Source organism: Myroides profundi (assembly GCF_000833025.1).
In the GTDB taxonomy this organism is placed as follows: domain Bacteria; phylum Bacteroidota; class Bacteroidia; order Flavobacteriales; family Flavobacteriaceae; genus Flavobacterium; species Flavobacterium profundi_A.
Genome location: NZ_CP010817.1, coordinates 2,401,444 through 2,421,241 on the forward strand (window position 1 = coordinate 2,401,444; position 19,798 = coordinate 2,421,241).

The following is a 19,798-nucleotide window of genomic DNA, read 5'->3' on the forward strand; positions in this document are numbered from 1 at the left end:
GGGTCAATGAAGTCGTCTTGACTTTTGTAAAATAAAGAAGGGTTATAGAACTTTGTGTGGCTAAACAAACAAAATCTACAACCCCGTGTACCAAGTACTCCACAAAGATAGTATAGAATTAGATATAGTACCTCACTTACCGCTACCAAAAAGAGGATTTAAATCAAAAGCCCCGCTTTATGAGATAGTTAATGCTATATTATACAAACTAAAAACAGGTATTCAGTGGAGTTATTTACCAGTTCAAGCTTTGTTTAGTAACCAAGTATTAAGTCATAAAACAGTATTTGGTCATTTTCGTAATTGGTGTAAAGTAGGTGTATGGCAATCTTGTTGGGCTGAATTATTAAAAAAGAATAAGTCTCTTATTGATTTGTCAAGTGCAGATTTTGATGGAAGTCATACTACAGCTTTAAGAGGAGGAGAACAAGTAGCTTATCAAGGAAGAAAAAAACGTAAAACGACTAATTCTTTATATTTTACAGATCGTCAAGGTTTACCATTAGCTATGTCAGAACCGATAGCAGGAAATCACAATGATTTATTTGATATAGAAATCTATTTTGAAGATATAACTAGTCAACTAACTAATGCTGAAATATCTCTCTCAGGATTATTTATTAATGCTGATGTTGGTTTTGATTCTCAGAAACTTAGAAAAACAATGAGTGATAAAGAAATAATAGCTAACATCTATCCTAATAAACGAAATGGGCAAGATAGTGAAGATGGCTATTTTGATGAACAACTATACAAAGAAAGATATGCTATTGAAAGAACCAATGCTTGGTTAGATAGTTTTCGTTCTTTACTCAATAGATTCGACACCACACTTTCTAGCTGGATGGCGTGGAATTTCATCGCTTTTATCGTTATAGGACTAAAAAAGTTTTACAAAACTAAAAAGTCAAGATGACTTCAATATATACTTTTCTAAATATCTTTACGTTTAATTTAAATAAATCATTCAATCTTTATATATGCCTATAGACAAATCTTATTCAAAAATTTAATTAATGAAAAAAGCCATTATTTTATCTGCCACCTTACTAACATTTACCTTATCAAGCTACTCACAAAGCGATACAAATACAATAGAACACCAATTTAATACACTAATTAGCCAATCAAATAATTGGCAAAATTACAAGGTAGTAGAGAAAAATAAATTACAACAAGTACAACAAAATGTAAAGGATTCGATAAACAACCTACAAACTACTATACGAGAGAATAAGAATTCTCTTATAGAACAAAAAAAATCTATAGATTCTTTATCCAATCAATTACAAGTTCTTCAAGAAAACCTAACAATTGCAATTGATAAAGAAAATAATCTTGACTTTATAGGTATCAGTACCCATAAAAGTACTTTTAAAACAATAGTTTGGTCTATTATTTTAATACTCCTATTGGTTTTAGGTATCTTATTTAACCAATTCAAGAAAAGTTTTACCAACACAAAGGATGCCTGTAGAAAACAAATCGAAGCAGAAAGTGAACTTGAAGAATATAAAAGATCATCCTTAGAGCGAGAACAAAAAATCAGAAGACAGCTTCAAGATGAAATCAATAAAAACAAACGAGTTTAACCCATAGGATAAAGCATATAAAAGACTGAGATTTATTTTATAATTCATTAAGAGTTAGCTTTGGGTTAACTCTTAATGATTATATCATTTTCTCTTACAACTCTCCTGGTGTATATTCAATCAAAAAACACTCCTATTCTATCTATTTTTTTTATTTAAAACTATTTAAAAATGGCTTAGTAGACTACAAAAATAGCATTATGTCAATAAACGGAGATACATTAAACAGACTCACTATCACTTAAATGCCCCGAGTTTCGTTTTAATCTACTATCATTAAATACTTTTCTAATCTTATATAAAACCCCACTTATAATTTTATCACAAGAATCAAATTCTAATTCCGAATCATAGATTTGATCATTAAAGAAAATAGAAAAAGAGTCATACAAACTCACTTAAATCTTCACGACTTCCCCAAAGCTGAAAACCTATAGCATTTTTAGTTGGTTTAATATAAAACATAGTCTTTTATTTTTTACAAGATAAAAATAGTTTTTTCCCAAAAATAACAACAAAGCTCATCTTATTAAAAAAATGAAGCCTGCCTCTTAAGGACAAACAAAACCTATAATAACCAGTAATATATAAGAAAAACAATAACCTATATTTTTAATTGGTTCTGTTACTCCTTATTTATACGCGTTGGGCTAACCCACCCTGTGATTGATAAAATCCTTTTAGGATTTAACGCTAAAGCAAGTTTATTTGCACATCCACTCTATACTAAGATATTTTCTATTTTACTTCTAGCTTTAAGTCTTTTGGGAAACAAAGGGGTAAAAAATCAAAAAATCACCCTTAAGAAAATAATAATTTTATTTCTAATGGGAGCTGGACTTTTCTTTTTAAACTTTTTTCTTTTAAAAATAAACTTACTTATTGCAAATATCCTATACATCACAACTTTATCAATCGGGTATATACTACTTCTTGTCTGTGGAGCATATTTAAGTAGACTTATAAATCAAGAGCTTTTAGAAGATGTTTTTAATTTAGAGAATGAAAGTTTTTATCAAGAGACTCGACTTTTGCAAAACCCGTATTCGGTTAATCTTCCAACTAAATTTTACTACCGAAAAAAATGGCATAATGGATGGATTAATGTAGTTAATCCCTTTAGAGCTACAATTGTTCTAGGGACTCCAGGTTCGGGTAAGACCTATGCGGTTATAAACAGTTTTATCAAGCAGCAAATAGAAAAAGGCTTTGCCATGTATATCTATGATTTTAAATACGATGATCTTTCAACTATTGCCTATAACCATCTTCTTTTACATTCCCATAAATACAAAATAACGCCTAAGTTTTATGTTATAAACTTTGATAATCTAAGAAAAAGCCACAGATGTAACCCAATAAACCCTAGGTTTATAACAGATATCTCCGACGCATATGAATCTGCTTACACCATTATGCTTAATCTTAACCGATCTTGGATACAAAAACAAGGTGATTTTTTTGTAGAATCGCCAATTATCCTTCTAGCGGCTATTATATGGTTTTTAAAGATTTACAAAAACGGTAAACACTGCACCTTTCCTCATGCTATTGAGCTACTTAACAAACCCTACAAAGATGTTTTTACTATTTTAACCTCGTACGACTCCTTAGAGAACTATTTATCTCCTTTTATGGACGCCTGGGAAGGAGGAGCTCAAGATCAGCTTCAAGGGCAAATTGCATCGGCAAAAATTCCACTGTCTCGTATGATTTCTCCATCCCTATATTGGGTTATGAGTGGAGATGATTTTTCTCTTGATATTAACAATCCCAGTGAGCCCAAGATTCTCTGTGTTGGTAATGATCCTAATCGTCAAAGCATATACTCCGCCGCACTTGGTCTTTACAACTCCCGCATTGTAAAGCTGATAAACAAAAAAGATCAACTAAAAAGTAGCGTTATAATAGATGAGCTACCCACTATTTACTTCAGAGGCCTTGATAATTTAATTGCAACAGCTAGAAGCAATAAAGTAGCGGTGTGTTTAGGATTTCAGGATTTCTCTCAACTAGTAAGAGACTATGGAGATAAAGAGAGTAAAGTTATTCAAAACACGGTGGGTAACATCTTCTCTGGTCAAGTAGTTGGAGATACAGCCAAGAGCTTATCTGAGCGTTTTGGAAAAATACTTCAAAAACGCCAAAGCATATCTATTACTAGACAAGATAGATCTACCTCTTTTTCCACTCAGCTCGATATGCTTATCCCTGCTTCTAAAATATCGTCTTTAAGTCAAGGGATGTTTGTTGGGGCTGTATCTGATGATTTTTTCCAAAAAATAAAGCAGAAGTTTTTCCACGCACAAATACTAATAGATTCTGATAGGATAAAAAATCAAGAAATAAATTATAAAAAAATACCAACTCTTACCTCTTTTACAGACTACAAAGGCAATGATCACCTAGATAGGGCTATTACAGATAATTACAATCAAATAAAAAAAGACGTTGAGCTGTTGGTTAAAAATGAAATTAAACGCATTGAAAATGATCCAGATTTAGTACACTTACTTAATAACAATAAATAAATTAAACAAAGATAGAGATAGGTGTTTTAAAACAAACTATCTCTATCTTCTAGTTTAAATACTATTTTACTGTATCAAACATAAGCCTTGCGTTTTTATCTAAAAACAAATACGCTTTAAAACAAATGTTATCTCTCGCTTTAAAGACAAATACTTTACTTGTTTTTTTAAGTTCCAGTAATTCTTCAAGTTCTTGCTTAGATAGATGTACTCCAAAAACTAATCTAGGTATAGTCCAATTACAAGTTTTATTTAAACAAACAAGCCTTTGATAGCTGAGCTCAAATTTACTACCTAAACACATAGGACAAGATCCTTTTAAAGGCTCTTTTGACTCTTTTAAATAAGAGATGCTTTGGCTTAACTCCTTAAGCTTTTCACAACTAATTTTATAAAACATCTGCTTGTTTATCTCTGCTTGATTTGCCTTGAAAAATAAAACCTCAAAATCAAATAAATAAGCAAAGCTAGAAACAGGTAAATCTTTTGTTTTAAAATAATGATCAAGAGCCTTGTTTGTACAAACAAGCTTTTTATTGTCTATATACAAATACTCTTGTTTTATTAAATGATCAAGGGTTAAACTAAGACCCAAAAAAAGATCTGTAAAATAACAAAAATGCATATGCGCAATTGCGTTTTCATGTAAGGTTTTAATAAAATCTTTTTTTAGTTTTTTAAACAAACCTTCTATACTAAGCAAAGCATTCTGCTTTTTTGTGTGTGTTGTAATATTTACAGATTCTATTTTAAAGACTTTCATACCATTAAGCTGCTCTAGAGTATCAACTTGGTTTATCAAATTATCCTTTAAGAACTCTCCCTTGTAAATCTCTAAGGGTAGATCAAATCTTGCGCCATCTACAAAGAGATTTAAACTAACTTTTTTTATATCTTCTTTAGGGGTAAAACAATCTATTGTTCTTTTTACTATCAGCTGATAGATTACTTTTTCACACGTATTTAAACAAGTTGGAATCTTTAAAGTAGGTATAATTCCGTAAGTTTTTAAATCGCTATCTACTATCACATCCTTATAATTAAGCCTAGCTAGCTTTAAAGTTAACAGCTCTTTTTTAAACAAGGGATAATCTCTTAAGGCGTTTAATAATCTTGGTATACTTGATTTATACCAACTAGGCAGATAATTATTTAAAGTAAGTGGATAACTAATAAATCTTTGTCTGTAAAGACTAAGCAAGGCCTGTTTTGTTTTGCTAAAAGAAAACCCATATAACTTATTAACGCATACTATAAGACTTATAAAATCATATAAAAGTAATTGCTTTTGCTTTAGAGTTTGTATGTTTTTTTCACCTATCTCTACCCTTGAATCTTTATTAAGTAAACCAGCTAAATCTTCAGCTTGTTTTAATTTTTTATACTTTTTTTCAAAAAAGCAGCAAAATAGTTTCTCCTTAAAACTAAGCTCGACATTTACTCTATAACGAGTTTTAGTTTTACTAGCCTCACTCTTTAGGTGTTTCTTAGAAAACAAAGCGATAAGAGCAGTTTTAATAAGACCTAATTTAATTTTTGTTCCTGTTTGATTGTAATAATACCTACTTAACCTATTTTGAACAATCTTAAAGACAAGATCCCTGTTGTAATAAGTTTTAAAACAAGAAGTAGTATTATCTAAATATAAGTGATTTTTTAAAAAGGATTTCTCTAAACTATAAAGCCATAGGGTTTTACAAGGCAAGGTGATATTAAAAAATTCTTTGAAATACTCAAACTTTCTTCTTTGGGTCTGACTTGGCTCTGTGGCTATAACAATAGATTCAGATTTAAGGATGAGCTCCTTTATTAACTGCACTTTTTTACTTTGAACAACACAAGGAGTTTTTTTATTGGTCCTTTTTACAAGTTTTAATTTATAGTCTAAAAAGTCTTTAGCCCCAAAAGAGTCATTATCTAGTTTAAATTTTAAAGGCTTTAAATCTACCATGCAATCATCTATCCACACAACCAAATGAGTCTGTGAGCTATAATAATCAAAATGCCTATTGTTTGCATTAAAAAGCGTGGCTAGAATTCTAGCCACGCTTGCTGATTGTGTTATAATAAGTTCCATATTAAATTTTTAAGCCTTTTTTTCTGTTTTGAGTCTCTTTATTATTCTGCGTTTGACTCTCTATGGTCTTAGGGTTACTAGGATCTGTGAAAGAAAAATTAGTTCTATTGTTTATTTTATCATAGTTTATAAACCCCTTATAAGGCTTACCTCTTTTATCAATAAGTCCATCAATGGCCACAGTCTTGCCCTCTAAGAGCTCTTTATACTGATTATCATCTAAGGTCTTTCCTCTAAAGATCTTTAAGTCTTCAGGATTTGAGATTTTCTTATTTTTATTTGTATTATCAAACAAAAACTCAATATGCTCTTTAGAGGCATTGTACTGAATATGAGCATCAAAAGGATTTCCTTTACTTGAACTCATATCCTTAACCAGAACTGCTTTTCCTTGTCTTAGCTCACTTAATTGATTATCCGAAAGATCAACCCCTTTTATATGTGTTGGGATTTGCATTTTCTCAACACTAGTAACCATTATATTATTGGTTAATCTATCCACGCTTACAACCGATGGGATATAAGAGTTAGTCTCAGGATCTAAAAGCTCCACTACCCTTCCCATATTACCTGTCTTTAAAAGATTGTGTTTATCCTGCCTGGTAAACTCATGTCCTTGAAAAGGTACATTTAAATTTGGGTACTTTTTTACTCCCTCAAGAGTCATTACAACCTCTCCGTTAGGGGCATGTTTAAGTCCAAGACGCGCATCTAATGAAAACTCAGCAGATCCCAAATTAAGATTAACCTGAACTAAATCTTTTGTTTTATATCCTTTTAATAAAGGTTCTAAAAGATCCATCTCTTCGAGTTTCTCTTTTGAGAGTCCTATCTGACTTAGTGATTCCCAGTTTATATGATCGATATTGTATTTATATGGATTATATTCTTTACAGGAAGTTATATCCTTATTGGTACTATTTTCAATACTTTGAATCATTTGCTTCGGATCTACTTGATGGGATAGATACAGCTGATGATTTAAAGTGTTTTTCAAGTCTAACTCACCTTGCATCTGTTTGGACAAACTAATGGCTAAATTCTCTGGAACCTTAAAAAAACTAAACCTAGTGGGGTCTTTTAATTGAGAAAAGAAATTGGTGAAAAAATTAGAAAAGAAATCCCCGTTTTTATCTAATCTTAAAAATGAGTTTAAATTATTCTTATTAATTTGTGCACTTTTAAGATTACCATTTTCACTTAAGCCCTGTACGGCTTTAATTTTGTTATCCTTTGAATCACTAACAAGTAAGATATCATGCTTTGATTCACTGCTTTTTTTTACTTCCATAATTAATAGGTTAATTGATTAATACCTAAAAGTATCTCCTAGACCGTCTTGTACTTATTTTTGGCACAAAAAAGTATGTATTTGACCTTTAGAGTCGTTTTATTACTCTCTTACCGGAACAGCAAAGCTGTCTCGTATGAACTGCTGCACATCAGAAAGCTTATAATATATCTTACCTTTTAATCTGTAATAAGGAAGCTTTTTATCAGATCTATATCTTTGAAGCGAGCGAGAACTTATCTTTAAAATCTGTAAAACATCTTGATTATCTAAAAGTTCTTCTCCATCGATATTTAAAGTTTGGAGTTGAACCTTGGCAATATGCTCACTTAAAGCATCAAGTTTTGTAGAGAGTCGTTCCATCCAGGAGATGAATTCTAAACGAGTAACATTCATGATTTAAATTTTTAATAGTTAATATTCTTGTTAGCTAACCATACAAAATTCAAAAGCTTAAAAAAGGTGTAAAGCCAATTGGCATGAAAAAAAGCAGAAATTCTTATAAAACCGATAAGAATTTTAAAACTAACTAACCACAAGGCTAGATACAATAAGACTTTAAAGGATAAAAGTAAAAAGATAGATAACGAATTCTTATATACGAATTTTTTCTGAACTATAAAGCCAATTGGCATCTGATTTACAGATAATTAAAAAGCGTACTATTTATCACTATACTTTTTAAAAATAAACTAGCATATAACCTGTAAAGCTATAAAAAGAGCAAAAAAAAATTAAAAAGTATTAATCTTCAAGTAATTTTTAGCTGAAAAAAACAAGTCAAAAAAACACTTATAAAAATGTTTTTTTATTATAAAATTTACAACTACATTAGATTATTTAATTTTTATTTTAAATAAAAACTTTTTACATAATTTATAATAAAAAATTAAACACTATTAAAACGCTGTAAAAAAAACACATTAACAAGCAAATACTATTTTGGGGACGTGTATCTTAATCAAATAAATAAGGAAAAAAATGAAAAATAAACTACGTTTTATAAGTTATTTACTTATAACTGCATCACTGTTTATATTAATTAATCTAGTGTATTGTTATAATAATAGAACTGATAACTTTGATGAGTTAAACAAAGAAATATTTATCAGTTTACTTAATCTAATTATTGGATTTATCTTTTTTTTCAAATCAAAAAACACACAAGACGAGAAATAAAAAAGATACGAAATACTTGTTTTTATAATTGGATGTTAAAACAATACTACTATTCTTTTCTAAATAAAAACCAAACCATAACTATTTAAGTCTTTTTGCTATTTCTTTAAAAGAGTCATCTTGTTTTTTATCTAGTAAATCCGTTAGACTCTCTGAAGATTTTTTAGCTTTGTTTAGCTTTTTGTAATTTATTTTAGTTGTGCTTTTACCAATAATATCAGTAGTTAATACAGTATTATTGTCTTTAGACTTACCGCTTAAAAGAAAAGAAACAAAACTTTTAATTGAAAAATAAAAATCTAAAAACTTACTTATCATATCTTTAAATTTTAAATAATCACCCCTTTTTTTAAATACTTCTCTTACATACATACCTATATAAAGTATTTCACTCATTTAAAGAGTATGTCTTTTCTTTTTGCGTTTTTTCTTTTTAAGATTCATAAACTGTTTCTGATCTAAATCATCTACTGGGCCAGTAAATAGAAAATTAAAAAAACTAACAAACTCTGCTTTATTATAAGAGTTGTAATAATTATCCACAAACTCAAAACAAGGATGAACCTTTAAGCTATCAAACTCTTTATTTAACTCAATAAATCTATGTTTTACAAGTCTCTCAATAGGATCTTGTTCCTTTTTAGAGTTGTTTAAAAGGGTATTAAAAAAAGGATCGTTATATAATTTATTAGACAGCTGTCTATCAATATGAGAAAAAGAAAAAACTCGTCTATATTTATGACTAACAAAATAGAACTTGCTTTTATCTTTATTATCAGCAACTAGATTAATTCCTTGATTAGTGAGTAGTTTTTTAAAGTGCTTGTAATCTTTACTTTGAGAAAGATATGATCTTATTTGATCACTAACCTTGTTATCAATATTTAAGTCCTTAGCTTTAATAGACTTTTTAAAGTGTTTTTCTAAAAAGCCTATATCTACTTTTAAAGAAAGTTTACTTGAGCTTACTATATTACTAACTGTTTTATTGTTATGATCTAAAGCGCAATACATAACAGGCTCAGACTTATCATCAGATAAGACCTTTCCTCGTAAAGCTTTTACTTTAAAGAGTTGTAAAATAGCGTTATAACTCTTTAAATCCTCAAAACTATAGTACTTAGGTAAACTACTAACAACGCTATCTATTTGCTGGGTTAGATTTGACTCTCTATGATCTACCACCTTAAGATCTAAATCATTCTTTTTTTTATATCTTTTATCATAATCTGTTAATTGAAACTCTTTAATTATTTCCTTACAAGCATTTTGAGCAACTAAAAAATCAAAATCACAATTAATTAGATATCCATTTCTATTTATCGATATAGATACAATATGAAGGTGTATTCTTTTAAGATCAAAGTGTTTATAGATAATATAGGGCTGCTCGCTATATCCTATTTTTTTCATATAAGCCTTGGCTATCTTTAAAAGCATTAGATCATCTAATTTATCCACTGGGTTGGGATTAAGTGATGTATGTCTAATAGGAGTGACAGTTTTAATATTGTTGAGTAAATAGGGTTCAAAATAACTATAGAAATACCTGCTAGGATTCTGAATTTCATATAAAGGAAGTGCTATTTTATTAACTCCTAATATACAAGCACACATATTATCTAGTTTATTTTGATTATAAACCAAAGCCTTTATAATATCTTTACTCTTTACTATTCTAACTACCATAATCCCTAATTTTCTGTAAGACCTTACTCTCAAATTCTAAAGTAAGTTTTATAATCTCTTGGCAAACTTTTGAAAACTCTAAAGTTGTCTTTTCAATATCTTTTAAAATTGGTTGTGAATCTAAAGGTAAGTCAGGTCTATTTACAAGGGTATTATAATTTATACCAAAAGCTTTAAAATGATTAATTAAACCTGTAAGACTTGCATGATATTCAAATGAGGCCTGATCCACTAATACAACTTTAGTAGACTCATTTAAAATACAAGAAGCAATAAATTTAGTTTTATTACTAATATTATATTTTAAAAGCAATCTACTAAACTCTTTTTGTTGCTGATTAGTTAAATAAAAAGTATGTCTGTGCCATACCGTCTTTTTCTTCTCTATTATTTTATTATTAGTGTTTTTTTCCATGACTATAAATATTAGATACAAGCAAACTAATAATAAAAACTAACGGTTAAAGCATTATGGTATTTATGGGCGTAATTAGGCTTAGATTGACGATTGTTTGTATTTTAGGTCATTAGAATTTTTAAAAGTTAAGCACACATATAAAAGAAAAAACAGGGATAAGACCAGTATTTAAACAGCTTTACAATTACAAGGCATTAGGCTAGTAAAAAAACAAAAACACAGAAGTTAAATACTACTGTGTTTTTTATTTTTTATTACAGATACTCTAAAGCTATTTTAACTCCTTAGCCATTACATTAAAATAATCACAATTACTCCATAGGTTTTTATTACCAATTACATAAAACCTTTTCTTTGCTCTTGTTAAGGCTACATTTAGCATATTGGGTTTCTGGCTAACCCAGTTTCTTGCTCCTTGTGATCTAGGATCACCACCTAAAACTAAAAACACAACATCTGCCTCCTTTCCTTGGAATCTGTGTATGGTTCCACATTCTATCTTTTTGTCATATAAAAATTCATTGTGACAATAACGAGCTATTGATTTAAAAGCAGAGATTACATAAATCTGCTTATTAAACCCAGAGCTCCTTAATTGAAAAATCTTTTCTTTTAATAACCTTATCTCATCAATAACAACATGTCTGTCTTGAAGTATTACTTGATCACTGACATTATACCACTGTGATACTACTAATGATTGCGTATCAGGAGTTAGATTAGTGGCCTTAACCATTTGCCCGTTATAGGCAATATCATTGGCAATTCTAAACATTGGATCATCACAACGTCTGTGTGTTCGAAGCGGAAAACCAGTCCATATTTTCTTATCAGTTCCAATTACATCCATGTAAGTTCCATATTTTGAGATTCTATCGGCTAATTGTTGTACTGATGTTTTAGAATAAGACCAGTCAATATCAACCTTGTATTCCTGCCTTAGTCTTTTTACAAGCTCTACAGGCATTGTAACTACAGGTTCTACCTGTAATGGATCTCCTACCACTACGCATCTTTTAGACCTTTGAATCAACCCTACAACAGATTGAGCTGTAGCTTGACCTGCCTCATCAAGTAACAACCAACCTATTTGCTGTTTACTATAACTAGAGAATAACCTCCCCACAGAGGCTAGTGTGGTTGATACAACAGGAACGCAGAGAAAAAATGTATCCCAAAGATTCTGATAGATTTTATCATCTGTCTTTATCGTGTTTTGTATTAGCTGAAAGTATGCATTTAGATTATTTCTAATTTTCTTTGCATTAACTAAAATCGCATTTTCATGCAATTTTAAAGCAGTTAAAAATATCTCACTTCTTAAACGTGCTATCTTCTTTGAGTGATATGGGTTTAAAAGATGTATCTGCTTGATTGATTTATCTAAAAATTTTAAATCACAAATATCATTAGTATCAATGCCGTATTTGTGGTTTAATTCTCTTTTAATATTATTATAATAGATAAAAAACTCATCGAGTTTTTCAATCTCAAGACCTAGTGCTTTTTTTTCTAATTGATAATCCTTTATGCTTTTTAAACAGCTGTCTATCTGATTTTTTAAATCAGATATTTGTTTATTTATTTTATTAAACTCTTGTAGTATTTCACTAGCTTGAGCATCCCAACTTGTAAAATTACTGGTTTTAAAAAGTTTATGAAAAAACAAAAAAGAAGGTTTTCTAAGTGATAAAACCCCTAGAGTAGATTCTATTTTGCTAAAATCATTTTCTAATTCCTGCTTTTGATTTAAAAGCTCCTTTTCTCTATCTGCACAATCCTTAATTTTTGTATCAATTAACGCTATCGCAGATAAGTGTTTATCTTTTTGATTCTGATTTTCAATACACTGCGGGAGTAAATCATGAAATTTACTAGAAAGACTCTGAAACTGAATAAACTCGCTTGTCAAGGATTTGAATTTTTGGTTTTGCTTTTCAAATTCTCTAGCGTAAAGATCAGTATTATCTGTCTTTTTATAAACACTATAAAGCAAAGCTTCAAAACCAAAATGGTTTTCTTTTTCATTAGATTCCCAAAAGGCCTGTTTAAAAAGTGTTCTATTTTCACTATTTCCAAGGGCTGCTGCTAAAACTCCCCAACTAGGCTGATGTATAAGTCTTTGAGAATAGTTTGAAAAATAACTAGCCTTTGAGAATGTTTCATTATCTATTTTTGATTTACAAGGTAGCTCTTTAGTTATATTCTCAACCGCTGCATTGTTGTTACTTGCCACAACAATTCCAAAATCTCTTTGAAGTTTTGAATTAAGAGGATAGGTATATAAATCAAAGCTGTTTTCTTTAGGTATAACATTATGTCCTTGATTAAAAATATGCTTACAACCTAAATCTGATATAACAAGAGCTCTTTTTACAACTACCTCAGCAATAACATCTAACAATAGCGTAGTTTTACCCGTACCAGGAGGTCCGTTTACTCCTTGAATCCCTTCAGAGTCCTTAAGGTCTTTAAAGATTGTGTTTACCGCCGCGCTTTGAGCCGAGTAAAGTCCATATTCAATTTTAGAAGGCCACCTTCCCATTGTAAGATAGCAAGGATTAAGAGCCTTAAATAAATGCCATTTGTCTTTTATTAAGTCTCTTCTTTTATCAATACTGGGTTTAAGGGTAAGATATTGTTTTAAACTTGGGCTGAATTCACTAATTTTTATATTAGTTAAATAGTTAAGATCATCAAGGAAGAAACTATTTAAAAAACTAATTACAGCCTCACTATCTTTATATACTTGTTCTTTTAAAACAAACACTTTAATATCAGAATTAAGCCAAGGAGCTAGCCAAGACAGATATGCAATCTCGTTTTGAATTTGTGTTAAGCAAAAAGGCTTATTCCCTTTTTGATGTGAGTCACTAGAATTATCAAGTATATTATGTCTTTCTATAAAATCCTGCTTAACCTTTTCTAGCTCTTCAGATATAGTAGATAAATCTTTACCGCTTTTAAGAGCGTTAATTCCTAGTATATAACTAGCCAGTATATAGCTATCTTGCTCTATTGATCCGTTTTCATTAAGTATTAAGGCGGATAAACAGCTAAAGCCAGTTACAGGTTCTTGCCAATCTTGAATCTGTTCTGATTTAAGTAATGTATTTAAATAGCTAATAATATTACTATTGCCAATTTTACCAAAATAAAGTGTGTACCTCCACTTATAATTATCTTTAGTCTTTGTTTGGTCAAGCATCCAAGGTAGGATCTGATTTAAATCTAATAAAACAGCATCTTTATTAAAACCAGGTAGATTAAATACCTCAATGTCTCTCCAATACTTTAGTATGTTGTGTTGTTGTGTCAATTTTATTTTTCTTTAATTACTGTAATAAACCACATCAAAAAACACTTTAAATAAGCTACTATATACCAATAGGAAGCCAGGGGAATGATTTGGCTTATTATGGCTTTTGAGATAGTATTATAATTAATCTATTTCACTATAAAATAAAACCTTTAGGCAAGGTTGATATGTCTAGATTTCTAGGATCTGCTCCACCAATAAGAGCTGATATCACCTCTTCTTTTTTAAACTCTTCAAACTTATCATAACTAAGGTCAAACATAATTTGAAGGTTTACTTGAGTTATAGCCTCCTTGTTATCTATAAACTTATCAGAATACATTCTAATGAATTGTTGCTTTAAGATCTCTTGTATTTCAAACTCTTTATACCTTATGAAATCCCCTTGTTTAATTGAAAATATTTTCTTTAGAGCGATAAAATCATTCAACTCCTCTACTGTTATACAATCATCCTTTAAGGTATCATAAGTATACAGTAACAAATAATCTAGAGCTGAATTTCTTATACGTTCTAAAACACCATCATGTTCCACTAAATATTTTTTTAGCTTATCAATTGTAGCATCTTTTGATACAACAATAGAGATAATTTCATTTACAGAATTATTCTCTGATTTTTGACTCTGAATGAACTCTTTAAAGTTCTTTGATAGTACATACATAATTAGATTTATTGGTTTTGAAAATAATTCATAAAAAGCTCCCCTGGTTCTTTATCTATTGCTTTTTCAATTAAAAGCAATTCTAAAGCGTCAAGACTCCCCTTTCTAAAGAACAAATCCGAAATTCTTGCTTCAGAAATCCCAGTCTTTATCGATATAATTTTAGGTGTGTTTTTTACATTCTCAAATTTTAACATAAAAGTTCCGAATTGATTCCTTTTCTTCTCTGGTACTCTCTTAAGCTTTACTTTTTGAAAATTTGGAAAAACAATTCTTATTGCTTCATTAAAATCACCACCTAAAGCAATAACAGCTTTATAAAAAGTAAAAGCACTTAATTTAGATACTTTTCCATTTCTCAATTTATTAATCTTGCTTTGAGACATATTCATCTTCGTAGCTACAATTTCTTCTGTAAAGCCTAACTTATTCATTCTTATATCAATATAATCACCTATTTTATGCATACCGAATATTCTTTATTTAATAATTTTTGTAATTAGGAATATTATTCATATCTTTACCTTAAATCTTAAACAGAGCTCTACTATGTAAACTCTGCTTATAAAAAATATTTATAAGTCTCGAATCTTGAGTAACGACCACTTCGAGCACAGTAAGAATAGCCCTTTCAAGAAAAAGTAATATATTTGCTTTCTCATTTAAGGGAGGGCTCCTTACTGGAAAATTGTAACAGTGGTCGTTTTATCAAGTGTTATGATTAGTACAGTTAGGGGCTCTCCCTTTTCTTTTGCATCATAAGACCTATAAATTATAATCTATGTGAGCGATTTTTTGTTTTAACCACTCACTGTTGTGATTCTTAAAAAAGAAAAGCACAGTACAAGGTTTAAACTCTAAATTGTTCTCATACAAATAGTGTGATAAAAAAAGGCCGTGATTCCTTGATTTATTTACACTACATCTTTACTTAAAAACACTAGTGTTTTAAGCAAGATTGGTTTTTCTTTAAATGATTCGCACTCTAAAAGTAAACCCTTTCTTAATGTTTTCCAAAAAGAAAACTTACTCTAACTAGTATTTTTTTAACAAAAGATGACAAAATGCGATAGTCTAACATCTAGGTGTTAGACTATCCAAGAGAATTAAGGTATTAGAAACAAGTGTTCTATACCTCAACATACCGCATAAACCTTTAATGTTTAGCCGTCTCCCAATTAGGCTATAAAGGTTTAAACAAGCAAGGTAGATTTGTAAGTATTCTTTTACTAGTACTTACAATACCTTATCCTTAATGGACTTATCGAATGATTCAATTCGAAATTTTTTCAATTATTTATTACAACAAACAACAATTAGTAGTAACCAAATTCACATTTAGCCTATGATTAGATTCTTGTGTAACTACCCTTAGAGTTATGTTTTTTTTTTAGACTTTGAATTCATAAACAACTTAGCCCTAACTCTAAGGGATTCATATATAGTTTGCCAAGTAAAATTACTTTTTACGCTAAGTTCAGAACAGTTTCTGAATGCGTACAGGACCTCTATTACCTATTAGTTATCAAATCTATTTAAACCTAATAGGCAGTAAATAATTTAGTTAGTAAGGATAAAAATGCTATGAAACAATACGATCCGCTGTACTATTTATTAACCAAATAAAACACTATCACATTATGGAAAAAAAACGTCTACAGGCTACTACTTAATTAGTTGGGTTTATTTGAAATTAACTAGTAAGAAGGTTTTAAAAGTAGTTAAGTCTGTAGGCACAAAACACAAACAACACATTGTATGGCTTAAAGGGATTTTAAGTCATACTAAAAGTCCATGACTATTCTCCCTGAGCTCTTGTTATGCATTTTGGGAGACATGTTAAAGAGCAAAGGGAGATAGTTCTATTAAAACAATATATAAAAACCAATTAACTAACCTTTGATACAAAGGCTTATTTAAGTACTACGGCAATAAAAATCTTAAGGATTTAAAGTCATCTTGTATCATTTTCAACTATAACAATTATGAAAACTCAATTTTTAACCAATACCAGTTACGGGATTGTACTGCTTTTAACTAGCCTTACCTTTACCTGTGGCTATGCCGTACCTAAAGATAGTCTATTTAATGTAGATTATCAAAAAAAGACTATTCACGGAGTAGTAAAAGATAACACAACAGTGCTTATAGGAGCCATTGTACAGATAAAAGGAACAGATGTAGCTATAAGCACAGATCTTCAGGGAAGATACTCTTTACAGGTCTTAGCTGGAGATACTCTACTTGTTTCTTATATCGGATACAAATCAAAAGAAATTACAATAACAAATGAGTCTGTTTATAACATTACCCTTTTACAGGATCAAGACATGCTTGATGAAGTAGTTATAAACGCAGGTTATTACACCGTTAAAGACCGCGAGCGTACAGGAAGTATCGCTCGAGTTACTGCAAAGGATATCGAACTTCAACCTGTTATCAATCCTTTACAAGCTATTCAAGGAAGAATGGCTGGTGTAAACATAACTCAAAACTCAGGAGTACCAGGTGGAGGTTTTGATATACAAATTCGTGGTAGAAATAGTTTACGTCCTTATCAAAACAATGCAATAAATGGAAATGCTCCATTATATGTAATAGATGGAGTTGTAATCCCCACTAGTAACCTAGTTAACTCTTTACTATCAACTCAAATCCTTCCTATGAGTGATACTAATATTTTAAACTCTATCAATCCTTCAGATATACAGAGCATAGAGATTTTAAAAGACGCTGATGCAACGGCCATCTACGGCTCTCGAGGGGCTAACGGGGTAGTTCTTATTACAACAAAGAAAAATAAATCAGACAAACTTTCTTTTACCCTGTCCTCTTCTACTTCTTTTAGCAAAGTAGCTAGTAAAATGAAACTTTTAAATACTAAGGAGTTTAATAAAATGCGAGATCAAGCATTTTTAAATGATGGCATTACAGTCTATCCTGATGATGCACTCGATATGAACGGTACTTGGGATAGAAACAGATATACTGATTGGCAAAAAGAACTTATTGGTGGTACTGCTCTTAGTCAAAACATAAATTTAGGTGTAAGTGGAGGAAGTGAAACAACACACTTCTCAGTATCTGCAAATCAAGGTACTCAAACCACGGTGTTTCCAACTGATAAAGGCTACAAAAGAAATACCTTTTTAATCAATGTGAATCACAATAGTAAAGATGGAAGATTTCAATTAAACTCATCAACTAATTACTCTATACAAAAGAATAATTTAATAGCTACTGATTTAACAAAAAGTTCTCTAACCTTATCTCCAAATGCGCCAAGTTTATATAATCCTGATGGAAGTTTACATTGGGGATTTATAGGTGATACAAATCCAATATCATCTATGCACGAAACTTATAAAAATGATAATAATAATCTTGTTCTAAATATTGACTTAAACTATGAGTTATTTAAAAATGCACACATCAGACTAAATGCTGGTTACAACAAGTCTAACATAGAAGAAAAAAAGTTAACACCTTATACTATTAACAACCCAGCCAAAGGTTATACCTCAGAGCAGTCTAAGGCTGAAAACACCTTCAGAGATAATATCTCTTATATACTAGAACCTCAACTAAACTACATTCTTAATATAGATAAGCTATCTATAAACTCTCTAATAGGCATAACCTATCAAGACAATAAAGTAAATGCCCTGCATTTAACTGGAAGTGGTTTCCAAACTGATGATTTTATATCTAATATCTCTGCCGCTAAAACATCGGCTATAACGCAATCTGCTAACCAACAATATAAGTACATAGCCTTTTTTGGAAGATTAAATCTTAATTACAACAGTAAGTACCTAATTAACCTTACTGCAAGACGTGATGGTTCTTCAAGATTTGGAGATAATCATAAGTTTGGTAATTTTGCTGCTGTAGGAGCTTCTTGGATATTTTCTAAAGAAGATTTTTTAAAAAACTCATCATGGTTTAGCTTTGGAAAACTTAGAGCTAGTTATGGAACTTCGGGTAATGACAATATTGGTGATTATCAGTATTTAGATACTTATACTCTTAATCCCAATAGATATGATGAATTAACAGGTCTAACTCCCTCTAGGTTATACAATCCTAATTTTAGTTGGGAGAAAACAAAAAAATTAGAAGCAGCCTTTGAAGCAGCCTTATTTAATGATAGATTACAGTTTGATATAGCCTACTATAGAAACAGATCCTCTAATCAGCTTGTGGGTGTTCCTTTACCAGGAACAACTGGTTTTATTTCTATACAAGATAACTTACCTGCAACAGTCGAAAACAAAGGTTGGGAATTTAGTTTAAGCTCTCAAAATATTAAATCAATAGACTTTACCTGGACCACTAATTTTAATATATCTTTCCCTAAAAACACACTACTTTCTTTTCCAAACTTAGAAAGCTCAACATATGCAAACCAATTTATCGTAGGAAAAGGTACTAATGTACGTCGTCTATACAATTTTGAAGGAATTAATCCTGAAAATGGGCAATATATTTTTACAGATTATAATAACGACGGTAAAATAACGTCAGCTTATGATAGACAAATTATTAAAGAAAGAAAGATTGATTATCACGGAGGCCTTCAAAATACCTTTATTTATAAGAATTTTAGTCTTGATTTTCTATTTCAGTTTGTAAAACAAACTAATTACAATTACAATTATATTCAACTATTTCCTGGTTCTATGAGTAATCAACCTATCGAGATATTAGATAGTTGGTCTCCTACTAATCTTGCTAGCCAATATGGAGCTTTTACAACCGGTGCAAACTCTACTATAAGAAATCAATTTACTACTTATCAAAGTAGTAATCAAATAATAAGTGATGCCTCTTATATTAGATTAAAAAATATATCTCTATCCTATACCCTTAAGATACCTAACGCTAAAATAGATTCACTACGCTTGTATTTACAAGGTCAAAATCTAGGGACAATTACAAACTACTATGGACTTGATCCAGAATTTGTAGCAATAGGTTATTTACCTCCTCTAAAGACATATGCTTTTGGTCTACAATTAACTTTCTAAATTAAAAT

Annotated in this window: 12 protein-coding genes and 1 pseudogene; 4 read left to right on the forward strand and 9 right to left on the reverse strand. The window is 30.1% G+C overall.

The annotated features are described in order from the left end of the window. Positions 1–85 precede the first annotated feature (85 nt). The 3 genes and pseudogenes from MPR_RS10570 to mobC form a co-directional block, all read left to right on the forward strand. On the forward strand, positions 86–916 hold the full coding sequence (locus MPR_RS10570) for an IS5 family transposase (protein WP_041892396.1): 831 nt from the start codon (positions 86–88) through the stop codon (positions 914–916). 100 nt (positions 917–1,016) lie between these two features. Next, positions 1,017–1,592 carry a hypothetical protein gene (locus MPR_RS10575; protein ID WP_041892399.1) on the forward strand — a complete coding sequence of 192 codons (576 nt, stop codon included), beginning with the start codon at positions 1,017–1,019 and terminating at the stop codon, positions 1,590–1,592. Between the two features lie 617 nt (positions 1,593–2,209). Then, positions 2,210–4,123 (forward strand): annotated as a pseudogene (gene mobC / locus MPR_RS10585) (conjugal transfer protein MobC); the annotation flags it as partial. Positions 4,124–4,184: 61 nt separating this feature from the next. On the opposite strand, the gene MPR_RS10590 reads toward mobC, so the two are convergent. The 9 genes from MPR_RS10590 to MPR_RS10630 all read right to left on the reverse strand — a co-directional run bounded on the left by MPR_RS10590 (position 4,185) and on the right by MPR_RS10630 (position 15,227). Then, positions 4,185–6,200, reverse strand: a complete 2,016-nt coding sequence (locus tag MPR_RS10590; protein ID WP_041892402.1) for a DNA topoisomerase — start codon at positions 6,198–6,200, stop codon at positions 4,185–4,187. A 1-nt stretch (position 6,201) separates the two neighbouring features. Continuing rightward, the gene (locus MPR_RS10595) at positions 6,202–7,491 is read right to left on the reverse strand and encodes a DUF3945 domain-containing protein (protein ID WP_041892406.1); all 1,290 of its coding nucleotides are present in this window, start codon (positions 7,489–7,491) and stop codon (positions 6,202–6,204) included. A 102-nt stretch (positions 7,492–7,593) separates the two neighbouring features. Continuing rightward, a complete protein-coding gene (locus MPR_RS10600; RefSeq protein WP_006258064.1) occupies positions 7,594–7,887 on the reverse strand; it encodes a helix-turn-helix domain-containing protein in 294 nt (97 codons plus the stop codon). An 864-nt stretch (positions 7,888–8,751) separates the two neighbouring features. Then, positions 8,752–9,066: a hypothetical protein gene (locus MPR_RS10605; RefSeq protein WP_235280434.1), complete on the reverse strand. Its 315-nt coding sequence runs from the start codon at positions 9,064–9,066 to the stop codon at positions 8,752–8,754. Further along, entirely contained in the window at positions 9,067–10,359 is a 1,293-nt protein-coding gene (locus MPR_RS10610; protein WP_041892408.1) for a relaxase/mobilization nuclease domain-containing protein, read from the reverse strand. It abuts the gene before it with no gap. Then, a complete protein-coding gene (locus MPR_RS10615) occupies positions 10,349–10,774 on the reverse strand; it encodes a plasmid mobilization protein (protein WP_041892411.1) in 426 nt (141 codons plus the stop codon). Before MPR_RS10615 ends, MPR_RS10610 begins: the two co-directional genes overlap by 11 nt. 274 nt (positions 10,775–11,048) lie before the next feature. Further along, positions 11,049–14,096, reverse strand: a complete 3,048-nt coding sequence (locus tag MPR_RS10620; RefSeq protein ID WP_041892413.1) for a DEAD/DEAH box helicase — start codon at positions 14,094–14,096, stop codon at positions 11,049–11,051. A gap of 136 nt (positions 14,097–14,232) precedes the next feature. Then, entirely contained in the window at positions 14,233–14,760 is a 528-nt protein-coding gene (locus tag MPR_RS10625) for a hypothetical protein (RefSeq protein WP_041892415.1), read from the reverse strand. Between the two features lie 8 nt (positions 14,761–14,768). Continuing rightward, positions 14,769–15,227: a helix-turn-helix domain-containing protein gene (locus MPR_RS10630; RefSeq protein WP_041892417.1), complete on the reverse strand. Its 459-nt coding sequence runs from the start codon at positions 15,225–15,227 to the stop codon at positions 14,769–14,771. A gap of 1,518 nt (positions 15,228–16,745) precedes the next feature. On the opposite strand from MPR_RS10630, the gene MPR_RS10635 reads away from it, so the two are divergent. Further along, positions 16,746–19,790, forward strand: coding sequence for a SusC/RagA family TonB-linked outer membrane protein (locus tag MPR_RS10635; RefSeq protein WP_041892421.1), 3,045 nt, complete (start codon positions 16,746–16,748; stop codon positions 19,788–19,790). The last annotated feature ends 8 nt before the right edge of the window (positions 19,791–19,798 follow it).